This window comes from Archangium violaceum, assembly GCF_016887565.1.
Classification (GTDB): domain Bacteria; phylum Myxococcota; class Myxococcia; order Myxococcales; family Myxococcaceae; genus Archangium; species Archangium violaceum_B.
In genome coordinates, this window is the sequence record NZ_CP069396.1 from 16,618 (window position 1) to 41,051 (window position 24,434).

Genomic DNA, 24,434 nt, shown 5'->3' on the forward strand with positions numbered 1-24,434 from the left:
ACGAGGGCCCCGGCCCCAAGGGCACGTGAGATTCAGATGTTGGGGCTGGAGGGCTCGGAGATGCCCTCGAGGGCCTCACCCACCTTGTGCTCGCTGACCTCGCCGGACAGGTCGCCGATGGCGACGATGCCGACGAGCTTCTTGTTGCGGTCCACCACGATGACGCGGCGGATCTGCTTGTCGCGCATGCGCTCGAGCACGTCGTCGACGTCATCGTCGTCGAAGCAGTACTCGATGCCGGGGCTCATCGCGTCGGCGACCTGGGTGGTGTTGGGATCGCGCCCCAGGGCGATGGCGCGTACGACGATGTCGCGATCGGTGATCATTCCCAGGACCCGCTGGCCGTCACAGACGGGGAGGGGGCCGACGTTGAGGCTGCGCATCTTCTCGGCGGCTTCGCGGAGGGTGTCATTGGGGTTGATGACCTCCACGTCGCGCGTCATCACTTCCTGAATCTTCCTGGCCATGGCCGCTCCTTTGTGGGTGCCGCGGGGCGTCGGTCGGGCACCGCTCTCGGGAACCGTGGGGAGCATCCCGGCGAGGGGCAACGCGGCCGGGGGCCGCCACCCTGGAGAGGGAGCGGGAGGGCGAGGGGCCAAAGCGGAGTGCGCCCGGGGAAGTTGGGGAGGAGCGCAGGAGCAGCAAGGAGTGAAGGAGCGCCTGCCCGTGCGCTCCCTCTCCCTCTGGGAGAGGGCCGGGGTGAGGGTCATGCGACGCAAGCGCGCGAAGAGGCCAGAAACACCAGAGCCACCAGCGCTCAGGCGGGAGCGACCCACTGGCCCGGAGTGGGGGCATCGCGCCAGATGTGGCGGCCGGTGTCCGGGTCCTTGCGGAAGCGCATGAAGTCACCCAGGCCGGTGTCGAGCGCGCGCGCGTCGAGCGCCTCGGCGACCCTGCCAATCAAATCCAGCACCTCCTCGCCCTCGCCGTGGACGAACAGCTTCACGCGAGGCGTCTGCTCCCAGGGGCCGAGCTCGAAGGTGATGGAGAAGCCGTCCCCGTGGAGGATGCCCTCGGCGGGAGTGGGGAAGGAGACGGACGGGAGCGCCTCGCGCAGCCGGCGGATGACGGAGTCGCGTGGACCGAGCACCGGAGGAGACCAGCCCTCGGGGAAGTCCCGCACCGAGTCGAAGCCCGCAGCGCCCATCAAATACACAATCCAACTCATGCCGCTCATGCCGCACCTCGTGATCCACATCTTCCAGACAACACCTTACGAGGAGCGTCTGACATTGCGGTGGATCAGCGGTGATCCACGCCCCGCCTCCCCCGGGTAACAGGGGTGGGTCGTATCCCCGACAGCGGTCCCCGGGGAGCGCGGCGGGGCGGCGGAAAAGCGTCCGGAAAAATCGTTTCAAAAAAACGCCGGGCTCCTCCCATTCAGAGGGGGTCAGCGCCACACAACCGCCGGGTAGTACCCGGGCGACGGTCGGCACGCCGCGTGTCCACCGCCGTCACGGGAGCCGTCTGGCCAACACACGAGGAAGTGACATGAGTTTGTTGATGACCCTGGGTATTGCCGCCACCACGATGCTCGCGCAGTCCCCGTCCCAGGTGGGCGAGGTGCGGCTGCACATCGAGACGGACTCGCCGAAGGTGGAGCTGTACCGGGTGACGTCGGACGGGGTGGGGAGCATCTCCACGTTCACGCGCAGCGCGCGGGTGGACATCGTCCATTTCCAGCGCGAGTGCTTCGCCCCCTGCGACATGACGCTCTCCGAGCCGCGCTCGGACTTCTTCGTGGCGGGCCGGGGAATCAACCCCTCCGAGCGCTTCTCGCTGCTGGGCCTGGGGGAGGACGTCACCCTGCGCGTGAAGCCGGGCAGCACGGTGACGCGGGCGCTCGGGTGGACGTCGACGGTGGTGGGAATCACGGCCCTCTCGCTGGTGGCGGCGGTGGTGCTCGTGGAGGGCGTGGACTCGTTGGGCAAGCCCACGCTGGGGGGCGGGATGAGCAAGGAGACCACCTGGATGGTGGCGGGCGCGGGCGGAGGCGCCGTGCTGCTCGGCGGAGGCCTCACGCTGCTGGCCTTCAGCGGCACCGACGTGGAGCTGCTGCCCACGCCGAAGCCGGCCGCGCGGCGGGAGGTGCTGTGATGCGCGCGGCCTTTCTCCTGGTGGTCTGCGGCGTGCTCGCGGGCTGTGGCAGGCCCGGGGCCGAGTGGGTCCGCGCGGACGGCAAGACGACGAGCTCGCTCGAGGCGCTGCACGGCACGGGTCCCCAGGACATCTGGGCGGTGGGGGAGCTGGGGACGGTCATCCACTGGAACGGCACGGCGTGGTCCGTGATGGACACGGGCACGAAGGTGGACCTGCACGCGGTGTGGGCGGTGGACCGGGCGAACGCGTGGGCGGTGGGCGAGCAGGGCGTGGTGCTGCGCTGGAACGGGGCGAGCTGGTCCCGGGTGGACGTCGGAAGCGACGACAAGCTCACCGGGGTGTGGGCCAGCGGTCCGAGCGACGTGTGGGTGGTCGAGGACAGCCTCTCCTCGGGGGGGCTGTTGCGCTTCGATGGAAAGACCTGGACGCGGCGCTCCGTGACCGGCTCGTCGAGCACACCGGTGCGGGTGTGGGGCTCGGGTCCGAACGATGTCTGGGTGACGCTGGAGTACCGCGACGAGTTGATGCACTGGACGGGGGCGGGGTGGACCGCGGAGCGCCCGGATATTGGCGCGCATCCCTGGTGCGAGGACCTGGGGGCGGGCGGTGACGGAGAGCTGCTGACGCTTTGCAAGGTGGTGACGGAGAAGCGGGTGGTGCTCAAGGGTCCGGGAGGCTGGAAGCTGCTGCCCATGGACGAGGCCACGCTGGAGGCCTCGTATTACTGGGCGGGCATCTGGGGAGCGGGAAGCGAGCTGTGGGCGGTGGGCGAGTACGGGAGGGTGCACCACTTCGACGGGAAGGAGTGGACGGAGGAGCTGGGGGAGGACCTGGACGTGCCGGACCTGAAGGACGTGTGGGGCTCGAGCGGGGCGGATGTGTGGGCGGTGGGTGACGAGGGCCTGGTGATAAGGAGGACGCCGGCCGAGTCGGATTGAGCGCATCGCCTGGAGGGAGGGGCGCGTGGTTTAAGGCCGCGCATGGGTGTGTTCATGAGGTGGGCGGTGTGGCTGCTGCTGGCCGGGGGGACGGCGTGGGCGGGGCCGCGCCCCGAGTCCCGCTGGGGGTTGAGGTGGAACGCGGGGCCGGGGTGCATCCAGGCGGCGCCGTTGGCGAGGGCGGTGGAGGGGCGGCTCGGGCGCACGGTGTTCGGGGCCGAGCCGGAGTTCCTCATCGACGGCGTGCTGGAGCGGGGGAGTCCCTCGGGGTGGAAGGCGAGGCTGTCGCTGGTGGACGCGGGCGGCAACGTGCTCGGCAGCCGCGAGGTCTCCACGAAGGAGGAGGCGTGCTCGGCCATCGAGCCGCGGCTGCTGTTGGTCATCGCGTTGATGATCGACCCGTCGGCGGCGTTCTCCGCGCCCGCGAGCCCGCCCGGGCCGGAGCGTCCGGGCGGGCCCGTCGCCCCCGAGCCGCCCCCGCCCGAGCCGGTGGCACCGGAGCCCGAGGTCGGCGAGTCCGAGTTACCGCACGGCTCCCCGTGGGCGCGACGGGACGCGCCGGCGGTGCGGAGGAGTGGCCCGGCGGTGAGCCTGGCGGCGACGGGGGTAGCGGGCCTGGGATTCGGGGTGGCGCCGGGGCTGGCGAGCAGCCTCGGGTTCAGGGCGGGGGAGTGGACGTGGCTGTTGCGGTTCGCCTTCTACCCGTACGAGCCCTACGAGAAGGACGGTGGCCGTCTATCGCTGTCGAGCCTGGTGGCGGAGGGCGGAGTGTGCCCGGTGTCGGCGCGCGGCGAGGTGTGGAGCGTGTCTGGCTGTGGAACGGCGGCGTTCGCGTTCGTGCTGGCCTACAGCACGGGGTACCAGCAGGGCCGGGGTGACGCGCTGGTGCGAGGAGACGTGGGAGTGCGCGCCCGGCTGGAGAGGAAGCTGGGAGGAACGATGGCGCTGCACGCGAGCCTGGGGGCGGGTTTCGGCTGGCTGCGTCCCGAGGTGCGCCTCCTCAAGCCGGACGGGACGGCCGAGGACCTGAGACTCGGATGGCCGGTGGAGGTGAGCGTGGACGTGGGGGTGTCGTTTCCCGGTTCATGAGAGACGATGCGAGGTGCCGACCTTCCGGGCGCGCCCGGCGCGAACTGGTCCGACAGTCGGACCAGTTGGTGAAGAGCGGGCCCGGCGGGTGCTCCTGGTCCCTGCACGGAGGTCGGGGGGATGGAATAGAGTGGAGCGGTTCGTCCCACCGCGATGGCACTTCCGCAACTGGCACCGACACCGACGGCGGGGCCGCCCCTTCCGAGCTTCCAGCAGGTCTACGCCGAGTGCGCGCCATTCGTGTGGCGCACGCTGAGGAGGCTGGGCGTGAGGGAGGCGGACCTGGAGGACGTGTGCCAGGAGGCCTTCGTGGTGGTGCACCGGAGGCTGCCGGAGTTCGACGGGAGCGCGTCGTTGCGCACGTGGCTGTTCGGAATCAGCCGGAGGCTGGCGTCGGACTACCGGAGGAGGGCGCACATCCGGAGGGAGACGGCGGTGTCGGAGGTGCCGGAGGGCACGCAGCCACCGGAGCAGGTGGAGGTGGTGGCGAGGAGGCAGGCGAGGGCGCTGCTGGAGCGGATCCTCGATGAGCTGGACGAGGACAAGCGGGCGGTGTTCGTGCTGTTCGAGCTGGAGCAGTGGCCGATGGCGGAGGTGGCGCAGGCGGTGGGGTGTCCGCCGCAGACGGCGTACGCGCGGCTGTACGCGGCGCGGGAGCGGGTGAAGGAGGCAGTGGCCCGGGCGAGAGGAGGCGAGTCATGAGTGAGCGCGAGCCCGTGCGACTGCTGGAGGAAGGCTCCGAGGCCTCGTCGGAGCTGCGCGAGCTGCTCGGGGCGGCGAGCTTCGACGAGCCCTCCGCGGAGCAGCTGACCGCGCTGGCGGGGAGGCTGGGGCCGTTGCTGGGGCCAGCGGGAGGGGCGCCGCCGGCGGGCTCGGGGACGCCGCCCGCCGGTTCCGCACCGGGAATGGGAGCGGGGCAGGCTACGTCGGGAGGACTCACCTCGACGGTGACGTCCGGGCTGAAGCTCAAGGTGCTCGCGGGAGTGGCCGGGGTGGCGCTCGTGGGAGGAAGCTTCCAGGCGGGCCGCGTCTTCGAGCGCGAGCACCCGAGTTCTCCTCCGGTGGTGCGCGAGGTGTCCGCGCCGAGCGCCATGCCAACGCCGGAGCCCCTGCCCACGCGGGAGCCCGTCGTGGTGCCTCCGGTGCAGAGCCCGAAGACGGTCGCCACGCCAACACCGGCGCCCATCGAGACGCCCGCGGCGCCGAGCCCGAAGACGAGCGCCGCGCCGGCACCGCGCGTGTCGCGCCCCCGAGCGCCCGAGACGCCCGCGCCGACCACCGCCGGGGAGCGTGAGGCGGCGGACGAGGAGCTCACGCTGCTCGAGTCGGCGTACCAGGCGCTCCAGCGGGGAGAGGCGGCGGAGGCGCTGGCCGAGGCGGAGCGGCACGCGGCGCGCTTTCCGGGAGGGGCGCTCGCGCAGGAGCGGGAGGTGCTGGCCATCGACGCGCTGGTGAGGATGGGCCGGCGAGCGGAGGCGGGGTCTCGCGCCGAGGCCTTCCGGGCGCGCTACCCGACCTCCACGCATGGGGTGCGCATCCAGAACCTGCTCTCGGGAGCGAAGCCGTGAGCTGAACACTTGCCGGGGTGCGCGGTGCGAGCGCGTGGCGGGTGGACGGTCGCGTGGTGAAGGAAAGCCATTCCGGTCGGTACAGCCAAAGGAGCGCGCGCATGGCGACGTTCGTGCTGGTGCATGGAGCCTTCTACGGGGGTTGGTGCTGGCGATACGTGCGAGGCCTGTTGCGGGAGGCGGGCCACGAGGTGTTCACCCCGACGCTGACGGGGGCGGGGGAGCGCCACCACCTGCTGACGCGGGAGGTGGGGCTGGCCACGCACATCCAGGACGTGACCAACGTGCTGGAGTACGAGGATCTGCGCGAGGTGGTGTTGGTGGGGCAGAGCTACGGGGGCATGGTCATCACGGGGGTGGCGGACCGGATGCCGGAGCGGCTGAGGCACCTGGTGTATCTGGACGCGCACCTGCCGGAGAGTGGGCAGGCGGCGAGCGGGGCCTTCGCGGCGGGGACGAGCGAGGTGTTGCACTCGCTGGCACGTGCGGAGGGGGAGGAGTGGCTGTTGCCGCCGCTGCCGCTGGGGGTGATGGGCGTCACGCGAGCGGAGGACGTGGCGTGGGCGGGACCGCGCCGGGTGCCGCATCCGCTGCGCACGCTCAACGAGCCGCTGCACCTGGAGCGGGGCCGGAGCGCGGTGCCGTCGACGTACGTGCGCTGCACGCGGCGCGAGGGACTCATTGGAGCCTTCGGGACGGATCCGCTGGCGCCGTTCGTGGAGAAGGCGCGCGAGCGGGGCCTGCGCTTCCGGGAGCTCGACGCGGGCCATGACGCCATGCTGGCGGCCCCAGAGCTCACCGCGAGGGTGCTGCTCGAGCTGCTCGCGGAGGGCTGAGCGAGCGGGCAGGCGGATGGGTCCGATGGAAAGTTTTACCTCCACGGATGTTCGGAGTACCCGAAGCGTCGCTGATGACTTTCCGGTTTGCAGGTGAATACCGGTTTGGTCTAGCTATTCGGGATTCCGGATTTCCCGGACCCATTCACACGACGAGAAGAGGTCGAACGATGAAGATGAGCCGAAGCGTGCTGTCCGTCCTGGTGGGAGCGACCCTGGTTGCCGGATGCGGAGCGGAGGGGCCGGTGGAGACGGAGGGAGAGGGCCAGCTGGGCGAGGCGGTGGAGACGACGGAGCCGAGCGGAACGCAGGCGTTGGCGGTGGCTGGCTACTGTGATCCGGTGACCACCTGGAACACGGCGTGGGCGGACTTCGAGAACCAGGTGCTGACGCTGGTGAACCAGAAGAGGGCGGCGGGGGCGACGTGTGGAGGGGTGGCCAAGGCACCGGCGCCGGCGCTGACGCTGGACACGCGGCTGCGGTGTGCGGCGCGCAAGCACTCGATGGACATGGGCACCAACAACTTCATGAGCCATACGGGCTCGGACGGCTCGACGCCGTGGCAGCGCATGACGAACGCGGGCTACACGTACTCGACGGCGGCGGAGAACGTCGCGGCGGGCTACGCGACCCCGAGCGCGGTGGTGACGGGCTGGATGAACAGCTCGGGCCACTGCAACAACATCATGAACCCGAGCCTCACGCAGCTGGGCGTGGGCTACTACTACGCCCCGAACAGCACCTATAAGCACTATTGGACGCAGGACTTCGGCCGGCCGTAGGCGGCCCTCGCGGCACGGGGGGCTCGCCGGTGGGCCCCCCGTGCGGTGAAGCTCAGGGAGTCACGAGCGCGGTCTCCACGTCGGACCTGCCACCGAGCGAGGCCCACGTCTCCCAGAGCAGGCGGAAGCTCGCGAGGTGCGCGGAGGGGTCGAGACACCTGTCGCGAAGGGCCGCGAGGTAGTTGGCCTCGGTGGCGATGCCCGGCCGCTCCTTCGAGTACGTCTGGCCGTGATGCCGGAAGACGTGGCGGAGGTATTCGCAGTGGAATCTCGCTCGTTCGAGCGGATTGCCCTGGGGGCAGCCCATCCGCTCCGGGTCGTCGCGCGAGACGTCGTAGAAGCGTTTGAGCTCGGCGAGCGCCGCGTCCGGATTGCGAGGGACGAGTTTTCGGTGTCCGAGCAACCAGCTCTCGGTGCAGCAGTCCGCGACGATGACGTGGACCTGTCCCTGATACTGGATGCCCTCGCCGCGCAGTTCCTGAGCCGCGTTCTCCAGGATGGACAGCACCTCCTGCCGCCGCTCGGCATAGGAGAGCTCCTCGGCATCGATGCAGATGAAGAGGTGGTCGGCCCCGTGCTGGATGGAATCCTTGAGTGCGCTGGGGATGCGCTGGAGGTAGGAGGGGTACCCCAGGCCGGCGAGGATGAAGAAGGAGTCCGTTGCAAGATCCGCGGGTTTGTCCACGGCACGGAACTGGGGGAAGCAGTAGCCCAGCCAGGCCTTGTAGAGCTTCTTCTCGGTGCGCCGGCCCTCGACGAGGAAGTAGAGCTTCACTCCATCCCCTCCTCGAACTCGGGCGAGTTGATGAGGCGGATGAAGTCGTCCTGGGCGGATGTGCCCTGCAACGCGGGAATCTCCGAGGCGGGCTCGACGCGCACGGTGCTTCCCTTGCGCCGCACGAGCTTCCAGTAGGCCTTGGGGATGTTGTTGATGATGTAGGGGTGGTGGCTGGTGATGATGAACTGCAGGTCGTTGGCGCGCGACAGGACGAAGTCGGTCAGCGGGCCCATGCAGTTCACGCCGAGGCTGTTCTCGAACTCGTCGATCAGCACCACGGTCCCGGCGGGGGCGAGCATCAGGTCCACGAGATGGGTGAGCGTGCGCGCCATCCCGGAGGAGATGTCCCGCGCCTCGATCCAGGTGGGAACACCGCGCTCCTTGAGCGTGAAGGACAGGCGATCCGCGGGCAATCCGCTCGAGGACTGCGCCAATTCCTCGTGTGCCACACGAAGGTCTTCGACGGTGGGAAAGATATCGATGAAGAGTTGTTTGAGGTGCTCGAACTGTTCGGGAACCTTCTCCTGCAGGACGAAGGCCTTGAGTACGGGATGGATGCCAGCGGAGCGACGCAACGACTCGAGTGACAGGTGGTCTCTGGCCACTTGCGTCGCTGCCCTGAGAACGGAATGCACGATGCCCTGGGCATCCAATTCCCCCAGGAAACCTCTGGCGAATGCCTGACGTAGCCGCTCGATGGATGGCTCATCCAGCAGTTTGACCGCACTGGCGGAGCGGTCGAGCATCGGGAGTGCCTGTTGCTTGAACAGGAAGCGTTCCGCGTCTCGTTCGACGAGCGGCTCTTCCTGCCCACGAATCAAACGCTCTCCAAGAACGACGATGCTGCGGTCCATGGAGGGCGCGGCACCTGCATCGTCCTCTCCGGGCATCGGCCCACGGACGCCCCTGTCGAGCTGCCACGAGTAGTCTTGCCCCTCATGTTCGAAGCGAACGTCGAAGCGGAAACCCTGCTCGGCATACGCGACGCTGCCACCGAGCCCGATGCGTTGAACCGTACGAATCGCCCGCAGGATTCGCGTCTTGCCCACCCCCGACGCGCCCACGAGGAGGTTGAAGCGGTCCAGGCGCAGGTCGTCGAGCTTCCAGCCGGTCCGCTTGTCCTCGAAGGAGAGACTCTTCAGTAGCATCGTGGTGCTCCGCTCGACCTGTTTCGCAGCCCTTCTAGCATCCACATCACACGGAGGAAGAAACGCGGAGCGGCTCCGTTGAGAAGCCGTGCACGCGAGGGCGCGCGCTCACGGCCAGCGCTTGACGGCTTGGATCCGAAGCACTCGCGGCAGGACGACGGCTCCCGGCTTGGAGCCCTCCCCCCAGGGCCATGTCCCCCGGAGCGAGAGGACGAAGCACACCGGGAATTTGCGGCCGTCGGGCAGCAGGGCCTGGGTGTAGCGACCGTAGACCGCAGGGCTCCCGAAGTCGTCTTGGAAACCCGTTGTCCAGAGGTGCCCGTAGAGCAGGGTCCCCTCCGGTATCACCGGGTCCGAGAATTTGCTGTACAGGACCCGACTGAGGAGCGGGCCGTCCCCATAGGTTCCATGCCCTGAGTTGAAGATGGGACCGGGCTGGTGGATGTCGATGACGACATCGACGTACCCGAGCCCCATGGGGTTTATCTTCAACTCCTCGTACATGGCGTGCCGGGCCTCCTCGGGACACGCTCCCGGCTCTGGTTTCACCTGGGCCGAGGTGCAGCCGAGCCCTGTGGTGGCGCACAGCCAGGTGACGAAGAGCCCCCAGAGCGGAGCGCCTTGGGTGGGCGTGGTGGAGTCCTCATGGGTGGTGGAGGAGGGCATGGACGCGCTTCCTTTCGGGGTTGAGGCAACGAACGCGGCCTGTCCGCGGAGCAGGCCGATGAGACAGAGAATGCCCAGCCCCGCCAGCGGCGCGAAGAGCCGCTTGGAGCGCCGGGGGCGGCGCTCGGCGGGGGGAGCCGCCTTCTCTGCTTCCTCCCGAGGCTTCGCGTCTTCTGGATGTCGTATCTGCACGGCCTCGGGCTCTGCCTCCTGGTGCAGTGCGATCCGCTCCTGCTTCTCCTCCAGTGTGGCCCCCGCCGGGTCTTCGTTGGGCGGCGTGAGCGGCACCCGCCAGACGGGGGAATGACGCTCCTTGGCGGCGGCCCACAGGGCTTGCAGCAGCGCCTGGGTGTCGGGGTAGCGCGCCTCGGGCCGTTTCTCCAACAGCCGCAGGGCGATGTCGCTGAGGGCGCGCGGCACACGGGGGTTGATGCGGTGGGGCGCATCCGGAGGGACGGTGGCGATGGCGGCCACCAGCGCCTCGTCTGGCAACTCGGGGTCGAAGGGGTGCTTGTCCGTGAGTCCCTGGTACAGCAGCACGCCCAGGGCGTAGAGGTCCGCGGCCGCGCCTCCTTGAAACGGCTCGTTGCGCTTCCACGCCTCGGTGCGCGTGTAGGCGATGAGCTCGGGCGGCAGCAGGTGCAGCACGCCCTCGGGCAGACCCAACGTCTTCGTGAGGGCCCCCGGCAAGCGCACGGTGCCGAAGTCGATGAGGAAGGGGCGGCCGTCCTTCCGGCGGATGAGGACGTTCTCCGCCTTCAAGTCCCGGTGGTACACGCCACGCTGGTGGAGCTCTCCCACCGTGCTCACGAGCTGAGCGAAGGTGTCCACGAGCTCGGCGGCATGAGGGAGCTTTCGCCAGCGCCATTCGTGCCAGGTGTCCCCATCCACGTAGTCGGTGATGAGGAAGGGATAGCCCTTGCTGGGGTTGGGCCAGAAGTCCACCGCGTACACACGTAGCAGGTTGGGGTGGGAGGAGTACGTGAACAGGGCCGCCGCCTCGCGCGCCAGCCGCCGCCAGGTGTTTGCCTCTTGCGCCTGTTCGTCGTCCGAAATGCCCTCCTCGGAGTCCGAGACGGGACGCAGCATCATCTTCATGGACCTGATGCGGCCGTCCCGCTCCACCTTGAAGACGCGGGCCGAGCCTCCCTGACCCAGCACCGAGAGGATGCGCCAGGAGCCCACCGTGTCGCCGACCTGGAGGTGCTCGGGGTGGAGCGCTTCCGTCATGAGCCGATCCTCCTAGAACATCACTTCATGGATGGGGAGCAGCCGCCCGCCTTCCGTATCCAGCAACTCCAATCGGAAGGGGGATTTGCCGGAGGAGGGGACGTCCGTTTCCACCGCGACGAGCCCAGACTCCCCGGGTTGGAGTTGGAGCATGTTCAACTGCACCAGCCGAACCCTCACGGGAGTGCCCTCCGCGCTGAAGAGGCGCGCTGAGCCGGGGGCCCAGGGTTTCTGCTCGGTGTTGGTGACCCGGACGGACACCACGACCCAGAGGGAAGCCCGGTAGCTTGTGCCCCCTCCCAGTGTGAGGCCACTCCTGTTGTCAGGAGGAACGTGCCCCTCGAAGTTCTGGATGTGGATTCCTCTCGAGTCCAACTGCCCGGACGCCACGAGCCCGGCGGGGCCTCCCACCGCGCACCGGACCTTGAGCACCGAGAGCTCGGCCTCCTTCTCGACGAGCTTCACCTCCAGCATCTCGGGAGGACGCGGCTGGCGCACCAGCTCCACCTCCTTGTCCACGAGCGAGGGATGGGAGACGAGGGCGAGGAGGACCTGCCCACCGTCCCTGTACCGCACCCGCATGACGAGCCGTTCACCGGGGCCCGGCTCGACGAGGGGCTCGAAGGCGACGAGGCGCTCTCCCACGTCCAGGAACCGGAATCGCGTGGAGCGCCCCTCCACCTCCAGGGAGCCCCGTTCCAGCGACGCATCGAAGCGCAGATAGGAGGTGACGTTGAGCGCTACCCGGAGCTCGGGCACCGGCTCGCCCGGAGCGCTGGGGACGACGACCTGTCGCCGTTGTTCCTCGCGGACGAAGAGCGGGGGCTGTGCCGCCGCCGGTGCTCCCATCAGGAGGAAGACGAGCGATAACCACGGGAAAAGTCGTGCCAGGGGGGAGCACCTCCGGAGTTCACCCTAGCAGAAGTCGGGCACGGCACCGGAAGCCCCTGTGCTCGAACCCGGGACGCGCATGGGGGGGGACCCTCCGGTCGCGAGTTGCGCCAACTGGTCTGACTGTCAGACCAGTTGAGAAAATTCGCGCCCGGACCCGGGAGGGGCCGCGCTGTGTGGGGGGCTGTCAGCTTCGCGTGGAGGTCGCCGTCCCCGGACGCGGATTGCTGACGAGGAGACACACGATGGGATGGGCGACCGACGCGTTGCGCGCGCTGGCGAGGGGAGAGCAGGTGACGATCCGGCCACGAGGCGGCTCGATGCGGGGGCGGATCGAGGACGGACAGCCGGTGACACTGGGTCCGGTGGCCGCCGAGGAAGTCGCGGCCGGGGACGTGGTGCTGGTCCGGTGGAAGGGGGGAGTGCTGCTCCACCTGGTCAAGGAGGCCACGCGGGAGCGGCTGCTCATCGGCAACAACCTGGGCCGGGTGAATGGCTGGGTGAAACGAGAGGCCGTGGTGGGGCGCGTGGTGCGGCTCCACCCGCGGTGAGGGACTCGCGGCCTCAGCGGCCCTGTTCGAGTGCGGCGGAGCAGCAGTGCTGGCAGCGGCGGCGGTTGAGCCCGTGAGCCACCAGCAGCACGATGCCACCGGCGAGCGTGACGCCCATCTCCGCGAGGCCCTCGTGGAGGACGGACTGGGCGAGCACCAGCAGTCCCAGGCCCGTGGCCCCGAGTGTCAGGACGTGCCAGTCGCGGTGCTGGAGGAAGCCCGTCACGAAGCTGACCCCGCCGACGACGGTGGCCAACATCACCATGGCGAGGTGGATGGGCGCCTCCTCCAGGGCCCGGCCCATCATCGCCGGCAGCAGGCCCAGCACCAGTGGCAGGAGCAGGCAGTGGGCCATGCACAACAACGACAGCCCCTGGCCCCACGCATCCCAGCGCCCGACTCCGGGGAATGTCTTTTCCTGCCCGCGTGCCGGGAGCTCGTGACTCATCGGCCCACCTCTTATCTGAAACTCGATGGCAGGAGCAATGCATCTGCGAGTCCCGGGAAGGGGCAGGTGGCGTCATCCCGGTAGCGGGTGCACCGCCTACTTCCGCTGGGCGCCGTGGGAACAGGTCGCGCCGCCGCGGCACTCGGGGCCGTGGACGTGCACCTGGGAGAGCACGAGGAGGGGAGCGCGGGCCTCGTGCTCGTGGGAGTGGGAGTGGGAGCAACCCGGGCCATGGACGTGGGCCTGGGGGAGCCGGATGAAGGAGCCCCGGGCCCCAACGGCGGGGGGCGCATGGCCGTGGTCGTGCCCGCACGCGGGCCCGTGCACGTGCAGCTCCGAGAGCCTGTCGCCGGTGGGCGGGGCGGCCTCGCCGGAGTCCGTGCCGGGCAGCAGCTGGATGAGGAAGCCGCGTGCGCCCTGCCGCAGCAGCGAGGCGAGGAAGAGCGCGCCGAGCAGCACCAGCCCCACCCACTCCAGGACGCCCTCATGGTCCGCGTGCGGCTCGTGGGCGAGCCCCACCTGAGCGGGCAGCAGCGCGTTGAGCACGAGGCCCAGGAAGATGGAGGTGAGGGCCACCACGGCGCCGAAGGCGAGGGTCACCTTGCGCCCATGGAGCCGGGCCATGACGGCGAAGGTGGTGACGTTGGTGGCGGGGCCGGTGATGAGGAAGGCCAGCGCGGCGCCGGAGGACAGGCCCTTGTGCAGCAGCACGGCCACCAGGGGCGTGGCCCCCGAGGCGCACACGAAGCTGGGCACGCCCAGCAGGGCGAAGAGGGGCACGTCCACGCCGGGAGGCAGGCGCGAGAGCCACTCGGCGGCGAGCAGAGGCTCCACGAGGGCGGCCATGCCCAGGCCGACGAGAATCCAGGGCGCGGTGTGGTCCACCGACTCGACGAGTCCCTCGCGCAACCCGTGGGCGAGCCGCTGGCGCAGCGGCGGGGAGGAGGCCGTGGGAGAGGAGGCGGGGGAGGACGAATCGGTGGGGGCGGGAATGAGGCGGCTGACGAGGACGCCGGAGAGCAGGGCGACGGCGAAGGCGCCGCCGAGGCGGGCGAGGGTGAGGGGCCAGCCGATGAGGGGGACGGAGACGAGGAAGGCGCTCACGCCGATTTCTGGGGCGGCGACGAGGAAGGAGAGGGCGGCGGCGATGGGGACGCCCTTGCGGATGAGGCCGCGGTAGACGGGCAGGACGCCACAGGAGCAGAGGGCGAGGGGCAGGCCGACGATGGTGCCGCGCAGGGCCTGGGAGAGGGAGGAGCCGCGCTTGAGCCAGCCGAGGGAGGCCTCGCCGAGGAGGGCCTGGAAGAGGCCGGTGAGGACGTAGGCGGCGAGCAGGGCGGGGGCGGTCTCCAGGGAGAGGTGGAGGAAGGTGGCGGCGGCGCCGAGCTCCCCGGGCTGGGTGCCGAGCATGGGGTGGGCGCGGGAGATGAGGAGGAGCATGGCCACGGCGGCGAGGGCGCCGAGGCCGTTGGCGAGCCGCTGGGAGGGCCGCTCGAGGGGGGGGCCGGGGCGGCCGCCGCGGAAGAGGGCGGGGAGGAAGGCGCCGGCGGAGAAGGCCTGGAAGAGGGCGGCGGCGCGGAGGGAGTCGGGCCCGAGCACCGCCTCGCCCCAGCCGAGCCCGGCGGCGCCGAGGAGGGCCACGGAGCCCAGCAGGGCGGTGGCGCCCAGGGGGCCGGCGACGGGGCGGACGAGCCACCAGAGTCCGAGGCCCAGGGGCAGCCGGTGCAGCACCACGGCGAGCAGGGCGAGCGCGCCACCCTGGGGGCCGTGGAGCGAGAGGGCATGGCCCTCGAGGGTGGCGTGCACGGCGAGCCCCGCCACCGCGAGCACCAGGCCGGCCATGGAGGGCAGCCGCCGCGCGAGCCCCAGCGCCAGACCGAGCCCGAGGGCCGCCACGGCGAGCGCGCCGGGCCCGGCCAGCGAGAGGCTGTGGGGGAGGATGTGCACGAGCACCATGCCGCCCAGGGCGACGAAGACGAGCCCCTCCAGGGCGGCGGTGGCCACGCGCCGGCCCTTCACCATCGCCTCCACCAGGGGGGCCAGCACCCACACCGCCAGACTCAGGGGGAGCGTCATCGCGGACATCCTCGCGAAACGGGAGAGAACCGCGAGAATAGCGTTGCTCGGGTTGTAACTGCAACCAGATGGCGAAGGGAGTGGGAGGGCCCGCGGCTCAGTGGAGCTGGAGGGTGCGCACCATCTGGTCGACGACGTCCTTGTCGAGGGAGTAGTCGAGGCCGGGGGCGTCGAGGGTGCCGACGCGGACGAGGGCATTGGGGCCGGCGGAGACGGCGTAGAGGTACTCGCGGGTGCCTGGGGGGAGGAAGGAGGACTCGTCGGTGGTGCGCAGCTCGAGACGAACGGCGGGCTGACCGGCGAGGGTGATGCGCTCCTGTTGGAGGACGTCATAGCCGGGGCCGGTGTTGCCCTGGATGAAGTCCTGGAGGGACAGGGACTCGCGCTTGACGGAGACGGCGAGGGGAGGCTCCTCGGTGCCGGGCTGGACGGTGAAGGCAGTGGGGTGGAAGAAGCGGCAGGGCTCGACCTGACCGGGGGAGTTGGCGATCCACGCGCTGGGGTAGGCGATGGAGTAGTCGCTGGTGGGGTTGTCGCAGCGGACGAAGCGGGAGCCCGGGGCGAGGCTGGAGCGGGAGCACGCGGAGAGGGAGAGGGCGGCGAGGGGGAGGAGCCACCACGAGGAGGGGAGAGGGGTTCGCATGGACATCTCCAGGGCCCGGAGGGCGCACGGCGAGAAGGACAGACGCGGTGGCGAAGGGGGCCACGGCGCGGGGAGAGGAGAGCGGGGGGGCATGGCCCGAGTCGAGGGCCCGTGGGAGGAACGGGCGAGTAGCGCACACTGCGGGGAGGGAGGGGACGACCCTAGGGTGTGTGTGAAGCGGGGGAGGGGTCCGGAGGCGCGAGAAGGGACGAGCGGAAGGGGCAGCAGGAGAGCGGGTCGATCCTGTCGGAGCTGCTGACGCAGGGGAGGAGGGTGGCGAGGGCAGGGGCGAGGAGAGCGGAGGAGGAGCTGAGGGAGAACGCGAGGGAGGCGGCGAAGGGGAGCGCGCTGTTGGGGGCGAGCGCGTGGATGGGGATGACGGGGCTGAGCGCGCTGGTGATCGCGGTGGCGATGGCGGTGCCGAGGAATCCAGTGAGAGGGGTGGTGTGTGCGGGGTTGGGGCTGCTGGGAGGCTCGGTGGGGTTGGGCCTGTGGGGACTGAAAACACTACCGGAGCGACCGTTGTCGGAGACGAAGCAGGCGTTGAAGGAAGGAGCGGGAGTGCTGAAGGAGCACCTGACCTGAGAATCCTCCTGCTGAGCATCCACCCCTCACTGAGCATCCACCCCTCTCCCTCTGGGAGAGGGACGGGGTGAGGGTATAGGGAACCCGAGTTCGCATCCGCGCCGCCGTGGAAGTGTGACGGAGCGCGATTCCAGACAGTTGCGGTGCAATCACGGTTCACAACTGAAAGCCCACGAAACGCCTGGATTGTAGCCCCCGAGGGCCCTCTCTAGGGTCGAAAGCCCTCGGAGCCGCGCGAGAGAGCGCGGGGCCCGAGGGCTCTATGGCCTGGATCTTCACACCTCGCGCGAACACGGTGGCCCGAGTGGTGGCGGCGGGGCTGCTGGCGGCGCCGGTGGTTGGGGCGTTGGGGGTGTGGCTGTACGCGAGGAGCCCGCTGGCGCAGAACATGAGGCAGCCGGTGGGGCAGCCGGTGCAGTTCGATCACCGGCACCATGCGGGGGACGAGGCGATCGACTGCCGCTACTGCCACGGCACGGTGGAGGTGTCGTCGAGTGCGGGCTACCCGTCGGTGTCGACCTGCCTCAACTGCCACGCTCAAATCTGGAACCAGAGTCCGCTGTTGGAGCCGGTGCGTCAGTACTACTTCGCGGACCAGCCGATTCCGTGGAGGCGGGTGCACGACCTGCCGGACTTCACGTACTTCAACCACGCGATCCACGTGAACAAGGGGATCGGGTGCGTGTCCTGTCATGGGCGTGTGGACCTGATGCCGTCGATCGAGCAGGTGCAGCCGTTGTCGATGGGGTGGTGCCTGGAGTGCCACCGGAACCCGGCGCCGCACGTGAGGCCACTGGAGGTAATCACCTCGATGCGCTGGGAGCGCAAGGCGGGTGACCCGACGGGGGAGGAGCTGGCGCGCCGCTACGACGTGAACCCGAGAACGAACTGCACGACATGCCACCGCTGACCGACCGTTATCCATTGCCGGTGCTTCAGGACTCGGCCCGGGAGGCAGACCCGGGAGGAGACGAGCGCCCGAGGGCGTGGCGCAGCCTGGAGGAGTGGAGGAACGCACCGGAGCTGGAGCAGGCGGCCGCGCGGGAGTTCCCGCCGGGAGCGGCGGAGCCGCCGCGAGGCCTGGCGAGGAGGAGCTTCCTGCGGCTGGCGGGGACGACGCTGGCGTTGGCGGGGCTGGCGGGGTGCAAGAAGCCGGCGGAGAAGGTGATGCCGTACACGCGCCAGCCGCCGGACGTGAAGCCGGGGATACCGAACGCCTACGCGACGGCGTGGACGGTGGACGGGTACGCGGCGGGGCTGGTGGTGACGAGCTGGGAGGGCCGGCCGACGAAGGTGGAGGGAAACCCGGACCATCCGGCGAGCCTGGGGGCGACGAACCACGTGGCGCAGGCGCTGCTGGTGGACCTCTACGACACGACGAGGGCGAAGGGGGTGAAGCACCGAGGTGCCTCGCGGTCCCTCGAGGACTACCTCCAGGTACAGACGGAGCGGGCACGAGGACTGGAGGCGAACGGGGGAGAGGGGTTGTGGCTGTTGTTGGAGCCGAGCACCTCGCCGACGAGGCGCGAGTTGCTGGAGCGGATCCGCCAGCGCTTTCCGAAGTGCAGGGTGGAGACGTACGACGCCCTGTCACGGGACAACGTGCACGAGGGGGCGAGACTGGCGTTCGGCCGGCCGCTGGAGACGCGGGTGCGGTACGACGAGGCGCGGGTGGTGCTGTCGCTGGACGCGGACTTCCTCGCACGGGGCCCGTTCTCGGTGCGCGAGGCGCGCGAGTGGGCCGAGTCGCGCAAGCCCGAGCGAGAGGTGATGAGCCGGCTGTACGTGGCGGAGTCCCACCACGGGGTGACGGGGATGAACGCGGACCACCGGGTGCGGATGAAGCCCTCGGAGGTGGAGCGCTTCGCCCTGGCGGTGCTGGGGGAGCTGGCACGAACGCACAAGTTGCCCACACTGGAGCGCTTCGGGGGGCTGGAGCTGGGCTGGCCGGAGAAGGCGCGAGAGGTGCGAGCGGTGGCGGCGGACCTCGCGAGGAACGGGGAGCGCGCGGTGGTGGTGGCGGGAGAGCGGCAACCGCCGAGGGTGCACGCGGTGGCGCACATGCTCAACGCGGCGCTGGGGAGCCAGGGGCGCCTCATCACGCTGCACGAGCCCGCGGTGGACGGGGTGAGGAGCGGACCACAGGTGCTGGGCGAGCTGGCCGAGGCGGCGAGTGCGGGGCGGGTGGACACGGTGGTGGTGACGGCGTTCGACCCGGTCTACACGGCGCCGGTGGGGGTGATGCTGGGGGCGGCGCTGAGCGCGGTGCCGAACGCGGTGTACCTGGCGTTCCGGGAGGACGAGACGGCGAAGCGGAGCGCGTGGGTGCTGCCGGCGGCGCACGTGATGGAGACGTGGAGCGACGCCAGGTCGCTCGATGGGACGACGAGCATCATCCAGCCGCTCATCCAACCACTCCACGGAGGGCTGACGGAGCTGGACGTGCTCTCGCCGTTCGCGGGAGTAGCGGACCAGACGGCGTACCAGCTGGTGAAGGGCCACCATGCGAGACAGCGGGGCGGAGCGAGCCCGGTGTTCGACGACACGTGGGACCAGTGGCTGGCGGTGGGGACGATCCCAGACACGGCGGTGCCCGGGGCCACGGCGATGGTGGACGCGAGCGCGGTGGAGGCGAGCGTCCGGAGCTTCGCGAGGAGACCCTCACAGGGGCTCGAGCTCAACCTCGTGCCCGGCTACAAGGTGCGGGACGGGCGGTACTTCCACAACGCGTGGCTGCAGGAGCTGCCGGACCCGCTGACGATGTTGGCGTGGGGGAACGCGGCGCTCCTGAGCCCGAGCACGGCCGAGCGGCTGGGGCTGGAGCCACGAGACAAAGCCAGACTGACATTCCGAGGCCGTTGGGTGGAGGCACCGGTGTACGTGTTGCCCGGGCACGCGGACGACACGGTGACGCTGGAGCTGGGGTGGGGGCGCGAGTGGCTGGATGACAGCATCGAGAAGGTGGGGACGCTGGGAGTGAACGCGTACCTGCTGAGGCACGCGGATGCGCCATGGTTCGCGGACGGGCTCCAGGTGGAGAAGGTGGAGGGCCGGGGCCGGTACGCGACATCGCAGGACCACTGGTCGATGCACGGTCGCGAAATCGCCATCCAGGACAGGCTGGAGGACTTCGAGAAGAAGAAGGCGCACTACCTGGAGCACCTGAAGGGGGACGTGGAGAAGCTGTACGACCCGTTCAAGTACGGCGAGCCCTACCAGTGGGCGATGGCGGTGGACCTGAACCGTTGCATCGGGTGTGGGGCGTGCGTGGTGGCGTGCCAGGCGGAGAACAACATTCCGGTGGTGGGGCGCGAGCAGGTGGAGCGCGGGAGGGAGATGCACTGGCTGAGGGTGGACCGGTACTTCGAGGGCAGGCCGGAGGAGCCCCAGGCGATTCCGCAGCCGATGATGTGCCAGCACTGCGAGGCGGCGCCGTGCGAGTACGTGTGCCCGGTGAACGCGACGGTGCACTCGGACGAGGGCCTGAACGAGATGGTCTACAACCGCTGCGTGGGCACGAGGTATTGCAGCAACAACTGCCCGTACAAGGTCCGGCGGTTCAACTACCTCGACTACAACCCGAGGGTGGACGAGCTGGAGAAGCTGCGCATGAACCCGGACGTCACGGTGCGGATGCGCGGGGTGATGGAGAAGTGCACGTACTGCGTGCAACGGATTGAGCGGGCGCGGATCGAGGCGCGCAAGGCACACAAGCCCATCGACACGAAGTCACTCGAATCGGCGTGCGCGCAGGCGTGCCCGACGGAGGCGATCGCCTTCGGCTCGCTGCACGAGGAGGAGTCGGAGGTGGCGAGACGGCACCGGGACGTGAGGCACTACGCGGTGCTGCACGAGCTGGGGACGAGGCCGCGCACGGCGTACCTGGCGCGCATCAAGAACCCGAACCCGGAGCTCGAACATGGCCGAGGTTGAGCAGGCTTCGGAGACGCCGACGAAGGATCCGCTGGAGCCCGCGCCGCTCATCGAGGGGGCGCAGAGCGCGGAGAGCCTCACGGCCTCGTTGCTGAGGCCCATCGAGCGCAAGCCGGGGCTCATCTTCTGGGCGCTGCTGCTCCTCACGCTGGGAGGAACGGGACTCTTCCTGCTGGCCATCACGGTGACGCTGGTGAGGGGCATCGGGGCATGGGGCAACAACATCCCGGTGGCGTGGGCGTTCGGCATCATCGACTTCGTGTGGTGGATTGGCTTTGGCCACGCGGGAACGCTCATCTCGGCGATCCTGGTGCTGTTCCAGCAGAAGTGGCGGGCGTCGGTGAACCGGTTCGCCGAGGCGATGACGCTCTTCGCGGTGATGCAGGCGGGGCTGTTCCCGGTGCTGCACCTGGGGAGGCCGTGGGTGGCGTACTGGCTGGTGCCGTACCCGAACACGATGAGCATCTGGCCGAACTTCCGCAGCTCGCTGCCGTGGGACCTGGTGGCGATCACCACGTACTTCACGGTGTCGCTGCTGTTCTGGTACCTGGGGCTGCTGCCGGACCTGGCGGCGGCGCGGGACCGGGCGAGCACGCCGCGCGGACAGTTCTGGTACGGGGTGTTCTCGCTGGGGTGGACGGGCTCGGCGAGACACTGGCACCACTGGCGGGCGGGGTACCTGCTGCTGGCGGGGCTGGCGACGCCGCTGGTGCTCAGCGTGCACACCATCGTGAGCTTCGACTTCGCCATCGCGCAGGTGCCGGGGTGGCACTCGACCATCTTCCCGCCGTACTTCGTGGCGGGAGCCATCTTCTCGGGGCTGGCGCTGGTGCTGACGCTGCTGCTGCCAGTGCGAGGCTCGCTGGGCCTGAACCATGTGATTACAGACAAGCACGTGGACATCCTGTGCAAGCTGCTGCTGGCGACGGGGATGATGGTGTCCTACGGCTACCTGCAGGAGCACTTCTTCGCGTGGTACAGCGGGGACGAGTACGAGATGGCGTCGTACGCGGACAAGCGCACGGGCACCTGGGCGTGGCTGTTCTGGTTCCAGATGTTCTCGAACGTGCTGCTGCCGCACGTGTTCTGGTTCAAGAAGCTGCGGACGAACTTGGTGGTGGTGTGGTTCGCGGCGCTGGCGGTGGACGCGGGCATGTGGGTGGAGCGCTTCTCCATCATCGTGCCGTCGCTGGCGCACGACTTCCTACCGAGCAGCTGGGAGGGCTACACGCCCACGTGGGTGGACCTGAGCCTGCTGGCCGGTTCGATGAGCTTCTTCGGGCTGCTGTTCCTGCTGTTCCTGAAGTTCATCCCCGCGGTGTCCATCACGGAGGTGAAGGAGCTGCACCACGAGCTGAAGGAGGCGTTGGCGGCGAAGGAGGAGCGGGAGCGCACGGAGAGCCCCCTGAGGGAGAAGGAGGCCTGAGCGATGCGCTACTGGGTGGTGGGAGAGTTCGGCTCGGGGGCCGAGGCGAAGAAGGCGCTGGGGAGGCTGCGCGAGCTGGGCCACGCGAAGGAGAAGCTGGATGCCTTCACGCCCTACCCGGTGGAAGGCCTGGACGAGGTGCTGGGGCTGAAGCCGTCGCCCATTCGGGGCTTCGCGTTCATGGCGGGGCTGAGCGGGGCGGCGCTGGGGTACGCGGTGCAGTGGTGGACGAACGCGGTGGACTGGCCGCTCAACGTGGGCAACCGCCCGTTGAACGCGGGGCCGGCGTTCGTGCCCATCACGTTCGAGACGATGGTGTTGTTCGCGGCGCTGACGATCTTCTTCGGGCTGATGTGGCTGTTCCGCTTCCCGAGGCCGCACCATCCGCTCTTCGAGCTGGAGACGTTCCGCACGGCGTCCACGGGAGGCTTCTGGGTGAGCATCACCACGGAGCGGCGCGAGGAGACGGAGGCGCTGCTGGGAGCGCTGCGTGAGCTGAAGGCGCGAAACACGTCGGTGGTGGAGGAGGCGTCATGAAGCGGCGGCTCCTCACGGTGACGGCGACGGTGACGCTGCTGCTGTCTGGCTGCTCGGTGGACTGGCAGGGCTGGGCGGGGATGAAGCAGCAGTCGAAGGCACTGCCGTACCGGGAGAGCGGGTTCTTCTCCGACGACCGGGCGATGCGCCAACCGCCGCCGGGGACGGTGCCGAGGGACAGGAGGGGAAAGGACCGGTTCTTCCTGCTGGGGAAGGACGGGCCGGATGGCGGCTTCGTGGAAGGCAATCCGCTGACGCTGACGCGGGAGGTGGTGGAGAACGGGGCGGAGTCGTTCGAGGTGTACTGCGCGGTGTGCCACGGCGTCTTGGGGGACGGGAGGGCGCAGGTGGCGAGGAACATGGGGCTGAGAGAGCCGCCGTCGCTGGTGGACCTGCCGCCGCACCCGGACGGCTATTACTACGAGGTCATCAGCCGGGGGTACGGGCTGATGGCGGGGTACGAGGAGAAGCTGACGCCGGAGCAGCGCTGGGCGGTGGTGGCGTACGTGAGGGCGTTGCAGGAGAGCCAGCGAGCGAGGCTGGAGGACGTGCCGCCCGAGGCGAGGCCGTTGCTGCTGAAGGAGGGGACGCCGTGAAGGTGATGGAGCGCTTCACGGGAGGGAGGGTGCCGATGCTGGCCGCGGCGGGAGTAGGCGCGGCGGGATTGGCGGTGACGGGGTTGGGCTTCGCGGTGGACACGAGGAGGGCGTTCTTCGGGTACCTGTTCGCCTTCGCGTACTGGGTGGGGCTGGCGGTGGCGTCGCTGGTGTTGCTGGGGACGTGGCACGCGTCGAAGGCGCGCTGGCCGGTGGTGCTGCGGCGCATGCTGGAGACGATGGCGGGGACGCTGCCGCTGTTCGCGGTGCTCTTCATCCCCCTGCTGGCGGGGGCGAGCCACCTCTACCTGTGGATGGATCCGCACCCGGTGCTGCCGGAGAAGGACCTGAAGAAGCTGGAGCACAAGCGGACGTTCCTGAACCTGCCGTTCTGGGCGGTGCGCTCGGCGGTGTACTTCGGGGTGTGGATTGCCGCGAGCGAGCTGCTGCTGCGCTGGTCACGGAAGCAGGATGAGACGGGCGAGCTGAAGCTGACGAAGTGGCAGAGGTGGCTGGGAGCGGGGGCGCTGCCGGTGGTGGGGCTGGCGATGTCGTTCGCGTCATTGGACTGGCTGATGTCGCTGGAGCCGCTGTTCATCTCGACGGTGTATGGCTTGTATTGGTTCGCGGGGGCGTTCGTGGGGGTGGTGGCGCTGCTGACGCTGGCGACGACGCTGGCGCGGGGGCCGAACCTGTATGGGGAGCTGGTCAATGACTCGCACCGGGCGAGCCTGGGGAAGTTCCTGCTCGCGTTCAGCGTGTTCTGGGCCTACATGGCGTACAGCCAGTTCTTCCTGATCTGGATCGCGGATCTGCCGCACGAGGTGCCCTGGTACATCCTGCGAGCGAGGGGAGCGTGGGAGCCGGTGGCGCTGTTCATCGTGAACGTGCGCTTCACGGTGCCGTTCCTGGTGTTGCTGTCGAGGCCGTTCAAGAGACACCGGCGGACGTTGACGGTGATGGCGGTATGGCTGTTGGTGGGGCACGTGGTGGACACGTGGTGGCTGGTGATTCCGGTGGTGAGCCCGGGGGAGGTGCGGGTGCACTGGGCGGACATCTCGGCGTGGCTGGGAGTGGGGGGAGCGGCGGTGGCCTTCACGCTGTGGAGGCTGAGAGGGCACGCCACGGTGCCGGTGAGGGACCCGTACCTGCACGAGTCGCTGGGGTACGACAAATGAGCGCCGAGGACGAGTCCAAGGTGGAATGGGAGACGCCGCCGAGAGCGCGGGACGCGGTGAGCGGGAGGCTCATCAGCGGGGTGATCGCGGGAGCGCTCATCATCTTCACGTTCTTCGTGGTGAGCGCCTGGGCGCAATTGCAGGAGCGGGAGAAGCACCTGAGCCCCGCGGGCCCATCGGAGCCCCAGGAGTTGGGCAAGGCGGAGATCAACATCGTCAACACGGGGCTCTTCCAGCTCGACACGCGGGCGTACGAGGAGACGAACGAGCAGAGGAGGAGACTGCACGAGTACGGGTGGGTGGATCGAGACGGGGGAGTGGTGCACATCCCGATCGAGCGGGCCATCGAGCGCGTGGTGGGAGCGCAGCAGGGGCGCGACGGAGGCGGACGATGACGGGGGCGTCCCACGCGGGCACGGAGAGCACGGACAGCGG

Annotated in this window: 25 protein-coding genes; 16 read left to right on the forward strand and 9 right to left on the reverse strand. The window is 69.6% G+C overall.

Translation table 11 applies throughout. The annotated features are described in order from the left end of the window. Window positions 1-32: 32 nt before the first annotated feature. Window positions 33-467 carry a CBS domain-containing protein gene (locus tag JRI60_RS00080; protein ID WP_204223757.1) on the reverse strand — a complete coding sequence of 145 codons (435 nt, stop codon included), beginning with the start codon at window positions 465-467 and terminating at the stop codon, window positions 33-35. A gap of 290 nt (window positions 468-757) precedes the next feature. After that, complete coding sequence (locus JRI60_RS00085; RefSeq protein WP_204223758.1) at window positions 758-1,177, reverse strand: hypothetical protein; 420 nt, start codon at window positions 1,175-1,177, stop codon at window positions 758-760. A gap of 314 nt (window positions 1,178-1,491) precedes the next feature. On the opposite strand from JRI60_RS00085, the gene JRI60_RS00090 reads away from it, so the two are divergent. The 7 genes from JRI60_RS00090 (at window position 1,492) to JRI60_RS00120 (ending at window position 7,313) form a co-directional block, all read left to right on the forward strand. After that, a complete protein-coding gene (locus JRI60_RS00090) occupies window positions 1,492-2,097 on the forward strand; it encodes a hypothetical protein (RefSeq protein ID WP_204223759.1) in 606 nt (201 codons plus the stop codon). After that, window positions 2,097-3,038, forward strand: a complete 942-nt coding sequence (locus tag JRI60_RS00095; RefSeq protein ID WP_204223760.1) for a WD40/YVTN/BNR-like repeat-containing protein — start codon at window positions 2,097-2,099, stop codon at window positions 3,036-3,038. The genes JRI60_RS00090 and JRI60_RS00095 overlap by 1 nt, the downstream gene beginning before the upstream one ends. Window positions 3,039-3,080: 42 nt before the next feature. Then, window positions 3,081-4,127, forward strand: coding sequence for a hypothetical protein (locus JRI60_RS54265; RefSeq protein WP_204223761.1), 1,047 nt, complete (start codon window positions 3,081-3,083; stop codon window positions 4,125-4,127). A 153-nt stretch (window positions 4,128-4,280) separates the two neighbouring features. Further along, window positions 4,281-4,829, forward strand: coding sequence for an RNA polymerase sigma factor (locus JRI60_RS00105; protein ID WP_204223762.1), 549 nt, complete (start codon window positions 4,281-4,283; stop codon window positions 4,827-4,829). After that, window positions 4,826-5,695 carry a hypothetical protein gene (locus JRI60_RS00110; RefSeq protein WP_204223763.1) on the forward strand — a complete coding sequence of 290 codons (870 nt, stop codon included), beginning with the start codon at window positions 4,826-4,828 and terminating at the stop codon, window positions 5,693-5,695. The genes JRI60_RS00105 and JRI60_RS00110 overlap by 4 nt, the downstream gene beginning before the upstream one ends. A 101-nt stretch (window positions 5,696-5,796) precedes the next feature. Then, on the forward strand, window positions 5,797-6,531 hold the full coding sequence (locus JRI60_RS00115; RefSeq protein ID WP_204223764.1) for an alpha/beta fold hydrolase: 735 nt from the start codon (window positions 5,797-5,799) through the stop codon (window positions 6,529-6,531). Between the two features lie 170 nt (window positions 6,532-6,701). Beyond that, window positions 6,702-7,313 (forward strand): CAP domain-containing protein, encoded by a 612-nt coding sequence (locus tag JRI60_RS00120; RefSeq protein WP_204223765.1) that lies wholly within the window; start codon window positions 6,702-6,704, stop codon window positions 7,311-7,313. A 52-nt stretch (window positions 7,314-7,365) separates the two neighbouring features. Here JRI60_RS00120 and JRI60_RS00125 read toward each other — a convergent pair whose 3' ends face one another. The 4 genes from JRI60_RS00125 to JRI60_RS00140 all read right to left on the reverse strand — a co-directional run bounded on the left by JRI60_RS00125 (window position 7,366) and on the right by JRI60_RS00140 (window position 11,984). Beyond that, complete coding sequence (locus tag JRI60_RS00125) at window positions 7,366-8,088, reverse strand: hypothetical protein (RefSeq protein WP_204223766.1); 723 nt, start codon at window positions 8,086-8,088, stop codon at window positions 7,366-7,368. Next, window positions 8,085-9,140, reverse strand: a complete 1,056-nt coding sequence (locus JRI60_RS00130; RefSeq protein ID WP_204223767.1) for an AAA family ATPase — start codon at window positions 9,138-9,140, stop codon at window positions 8,085-8,087. Before JRI60_RS00130 ends, JRI60_RS00125 begins: the two co-directional genes overlap by 4 nt. A 207-nt stretch (window positions 9,141-9,347) precedes the next feature. Beyond that, the gene (locus tag JRI60_RS00135; RefSeq protein ID WP_204223768.1) at window positions 9,348-11,135 is read right to left on the reverse strand and encodes a serine/threonine protein kinase; all 1,788 of its coding nucleotides are present in this window, start codon (window positions 11,133-11,135) and stop codon (window positions 9,348-9,350) included. A 12-nt stretch (window positions 11,136-11,147) separates the two neighbouring features. Next, window positions 11,148-11,984 carry a DUF2381 family protein gene (locus JRI60_RS00140; RefSeq protein WP_204223769.1) on the reverse strand — a complete coding sequence of 279 codons (837 nt, stop codon included), beginning with the start codon at window positions 11,982-11,984 and terminating at the stop codon, window positions 11,148-11,150. Between the two features lie 287 nt (window positions 11,985-12,271). Here JRI60_RS00140 and JRI60_RS52820 point away from each other — a divergent pair, with 287 nt between their 5' ends. Further along, entirely contained in the window at window positions 12,272-12,577 is a 306-nt protein-coding gene (locus tag JRI60_RS52820; RefSeq protein ID WP_239470253.1) for a hypothetical protein, read from the forward strand. Window positions 12,578-12,590: 13 nt separating this feature from the next. Here the strand turns inward: JRI60_RS52820 and JRI60_RS00150 are convergent, their stop codons facing one another. The 3 genes from JRI60_RS00150 to JRI60_RS00160 form a co-directional block, all read right to left on the reverse strand. Next, a complete protein-coding gene (locus JRI60_RS00150; protein ID WP_204223770.1) occupies window positions 12,591-13,025 on the reverse strand; it encodes a MerC domain-containing protein in 435 nt (144 codons plus the stop codon). Between the two features lie 96 nt (window positions 13,026-13,121). Next, on the reverse strand, window positions 13,122-15,101 hold the full coding sequence (locus tag JRI60_RS00155; RefSeq protein WP_204223771.1) for a permease: 1,980 nt from the start codon (window positions 15,099-15,101) through the stop codon (window positions 13,122-13,124). Between the two features lie 97 nt (window positions 15,102-15,198). Beyond that, entirely contained in the window at window positions 15,199-15,744 is a 546-nt protein-coding gene (locus JRI60_RS00160) for a hypothetical protein (RefSeq protein ID WP_204223772.1), read from the reverse strand. Window positions 15,745-15,912: 168 nt separating this feature from the next. On the opposite strand from JRI60_RS00160, the gene JRI60_RS00165 reads away from it, so the two are divergent. The 8 genes from JRI60_RS00165 (at window position 15,913) to JRI60_RS00200 (ending at window position 24,394) form a co-directional block, all read left to right on the forward strand. Next, window positions 15,913-16,329: a phage holin family protein gene (locus JRI60_RS00165; RefSeq protein ID WP_275439089.1), complete on the forward strand. Its 417-nt coding sequence runs from the start codon at window positions 15,913-15,915 to the stop codon at window positions 16,327-16,329. A 262-nt stretch (window positions 16,330-16,591) separates the two neighbouring features. Then, window positions 16,592-17,239 carry a cytochrome c3 family protein gene (locus JRI60_RS00170; protein ID WP_204223774.1) on the forward strand — a complete coding sequence of 216 codons (648 nt, stop codon included), beginning with the start codon at window positions 16,592-16,594 and terminating at the stop codon, window positions 17,237-17,239. Beyond that, on the forward strand, window positions 17,227-20,262 hold the full coding sequence (locus tag JRI60_RS00175; protein ID WP_204223775.1) for a TAT-variant-translocated molybdopterin oxidoreductase: 3,036 nt from the start codon (window positions 17,227-17,229) through the stop codon (window positions 20,260-20,262). The genes JRI60_RS00170 and JRI60_RS00175 overlap by 13 nt, the downstream gene beginning before the upstream one ends. Beyond that, entirely contained in the window at window positions 20,249-21,688 is a 1,440-nt protein-coding gene (nrfD, locus tag JRI60_RS00180) for an NrfD/PsrC family molybdoenzyme membrane anchor subunit (protein WP_204223776.1), read from the forward strand. Before JRI60_RS00175 ends, nrfD begins: the two co-directional genes overlap by 14 nt. A gap of 3 nt (window positions 21,689-21,691) precedes the next feature. Continuing rightward, window positions 21,692-22,225, forward strand: a complete 534-nt coding sequence (locus tag JRI60_RS00185) for a DUF3341 domain-containing protein (protein WP_204223777.1) — start codon at window positions 21,692-21,694, stop codon at window positions 22,223-22,225. Next, on the forward strand, window positions 22,222-22,821 hold the full coding sequence (locus tag JRI60_RS00190; protein ID WP_204223778.1) for a c-type cytochrome: 600 nt from the start codon (window positions 22,222-22,224) through the stop codon (window positions 22,819-22,821). Before JRI60_RS00185 ends, JRI60_RS00190 begins: the two co-directional genes overlap by 4 nt. A 5-nt stretch (window positions 22,822-22,826) precedes the next feature. Beyond that, a complete protein-coding gene (locus JRI60_RS00195) occupies window positions 22,827-23,999 on the forward strand; it encodes a hypothetical protein (RefSeq protein ID WP_239470935.1) in 1,173 nt (390 codons plus the stop codon). Beyond that, on the forward strand, window positions 23,996-24,394 hold the full coding sequence (locus JRI60_RS00200; protein WP_204223780.1) for a hypothetical protein: 399 nt from the start codon (window positions 23,996-23,998) through the stop codon (window positions 24,392-24,394). Before JRI60_RS00195 ends, JRI60_RS00200 begins: the two co-directional genes overlap by 4 nt. Window positions 24,395-24,434: the final 40 nt, after the last annotated feature.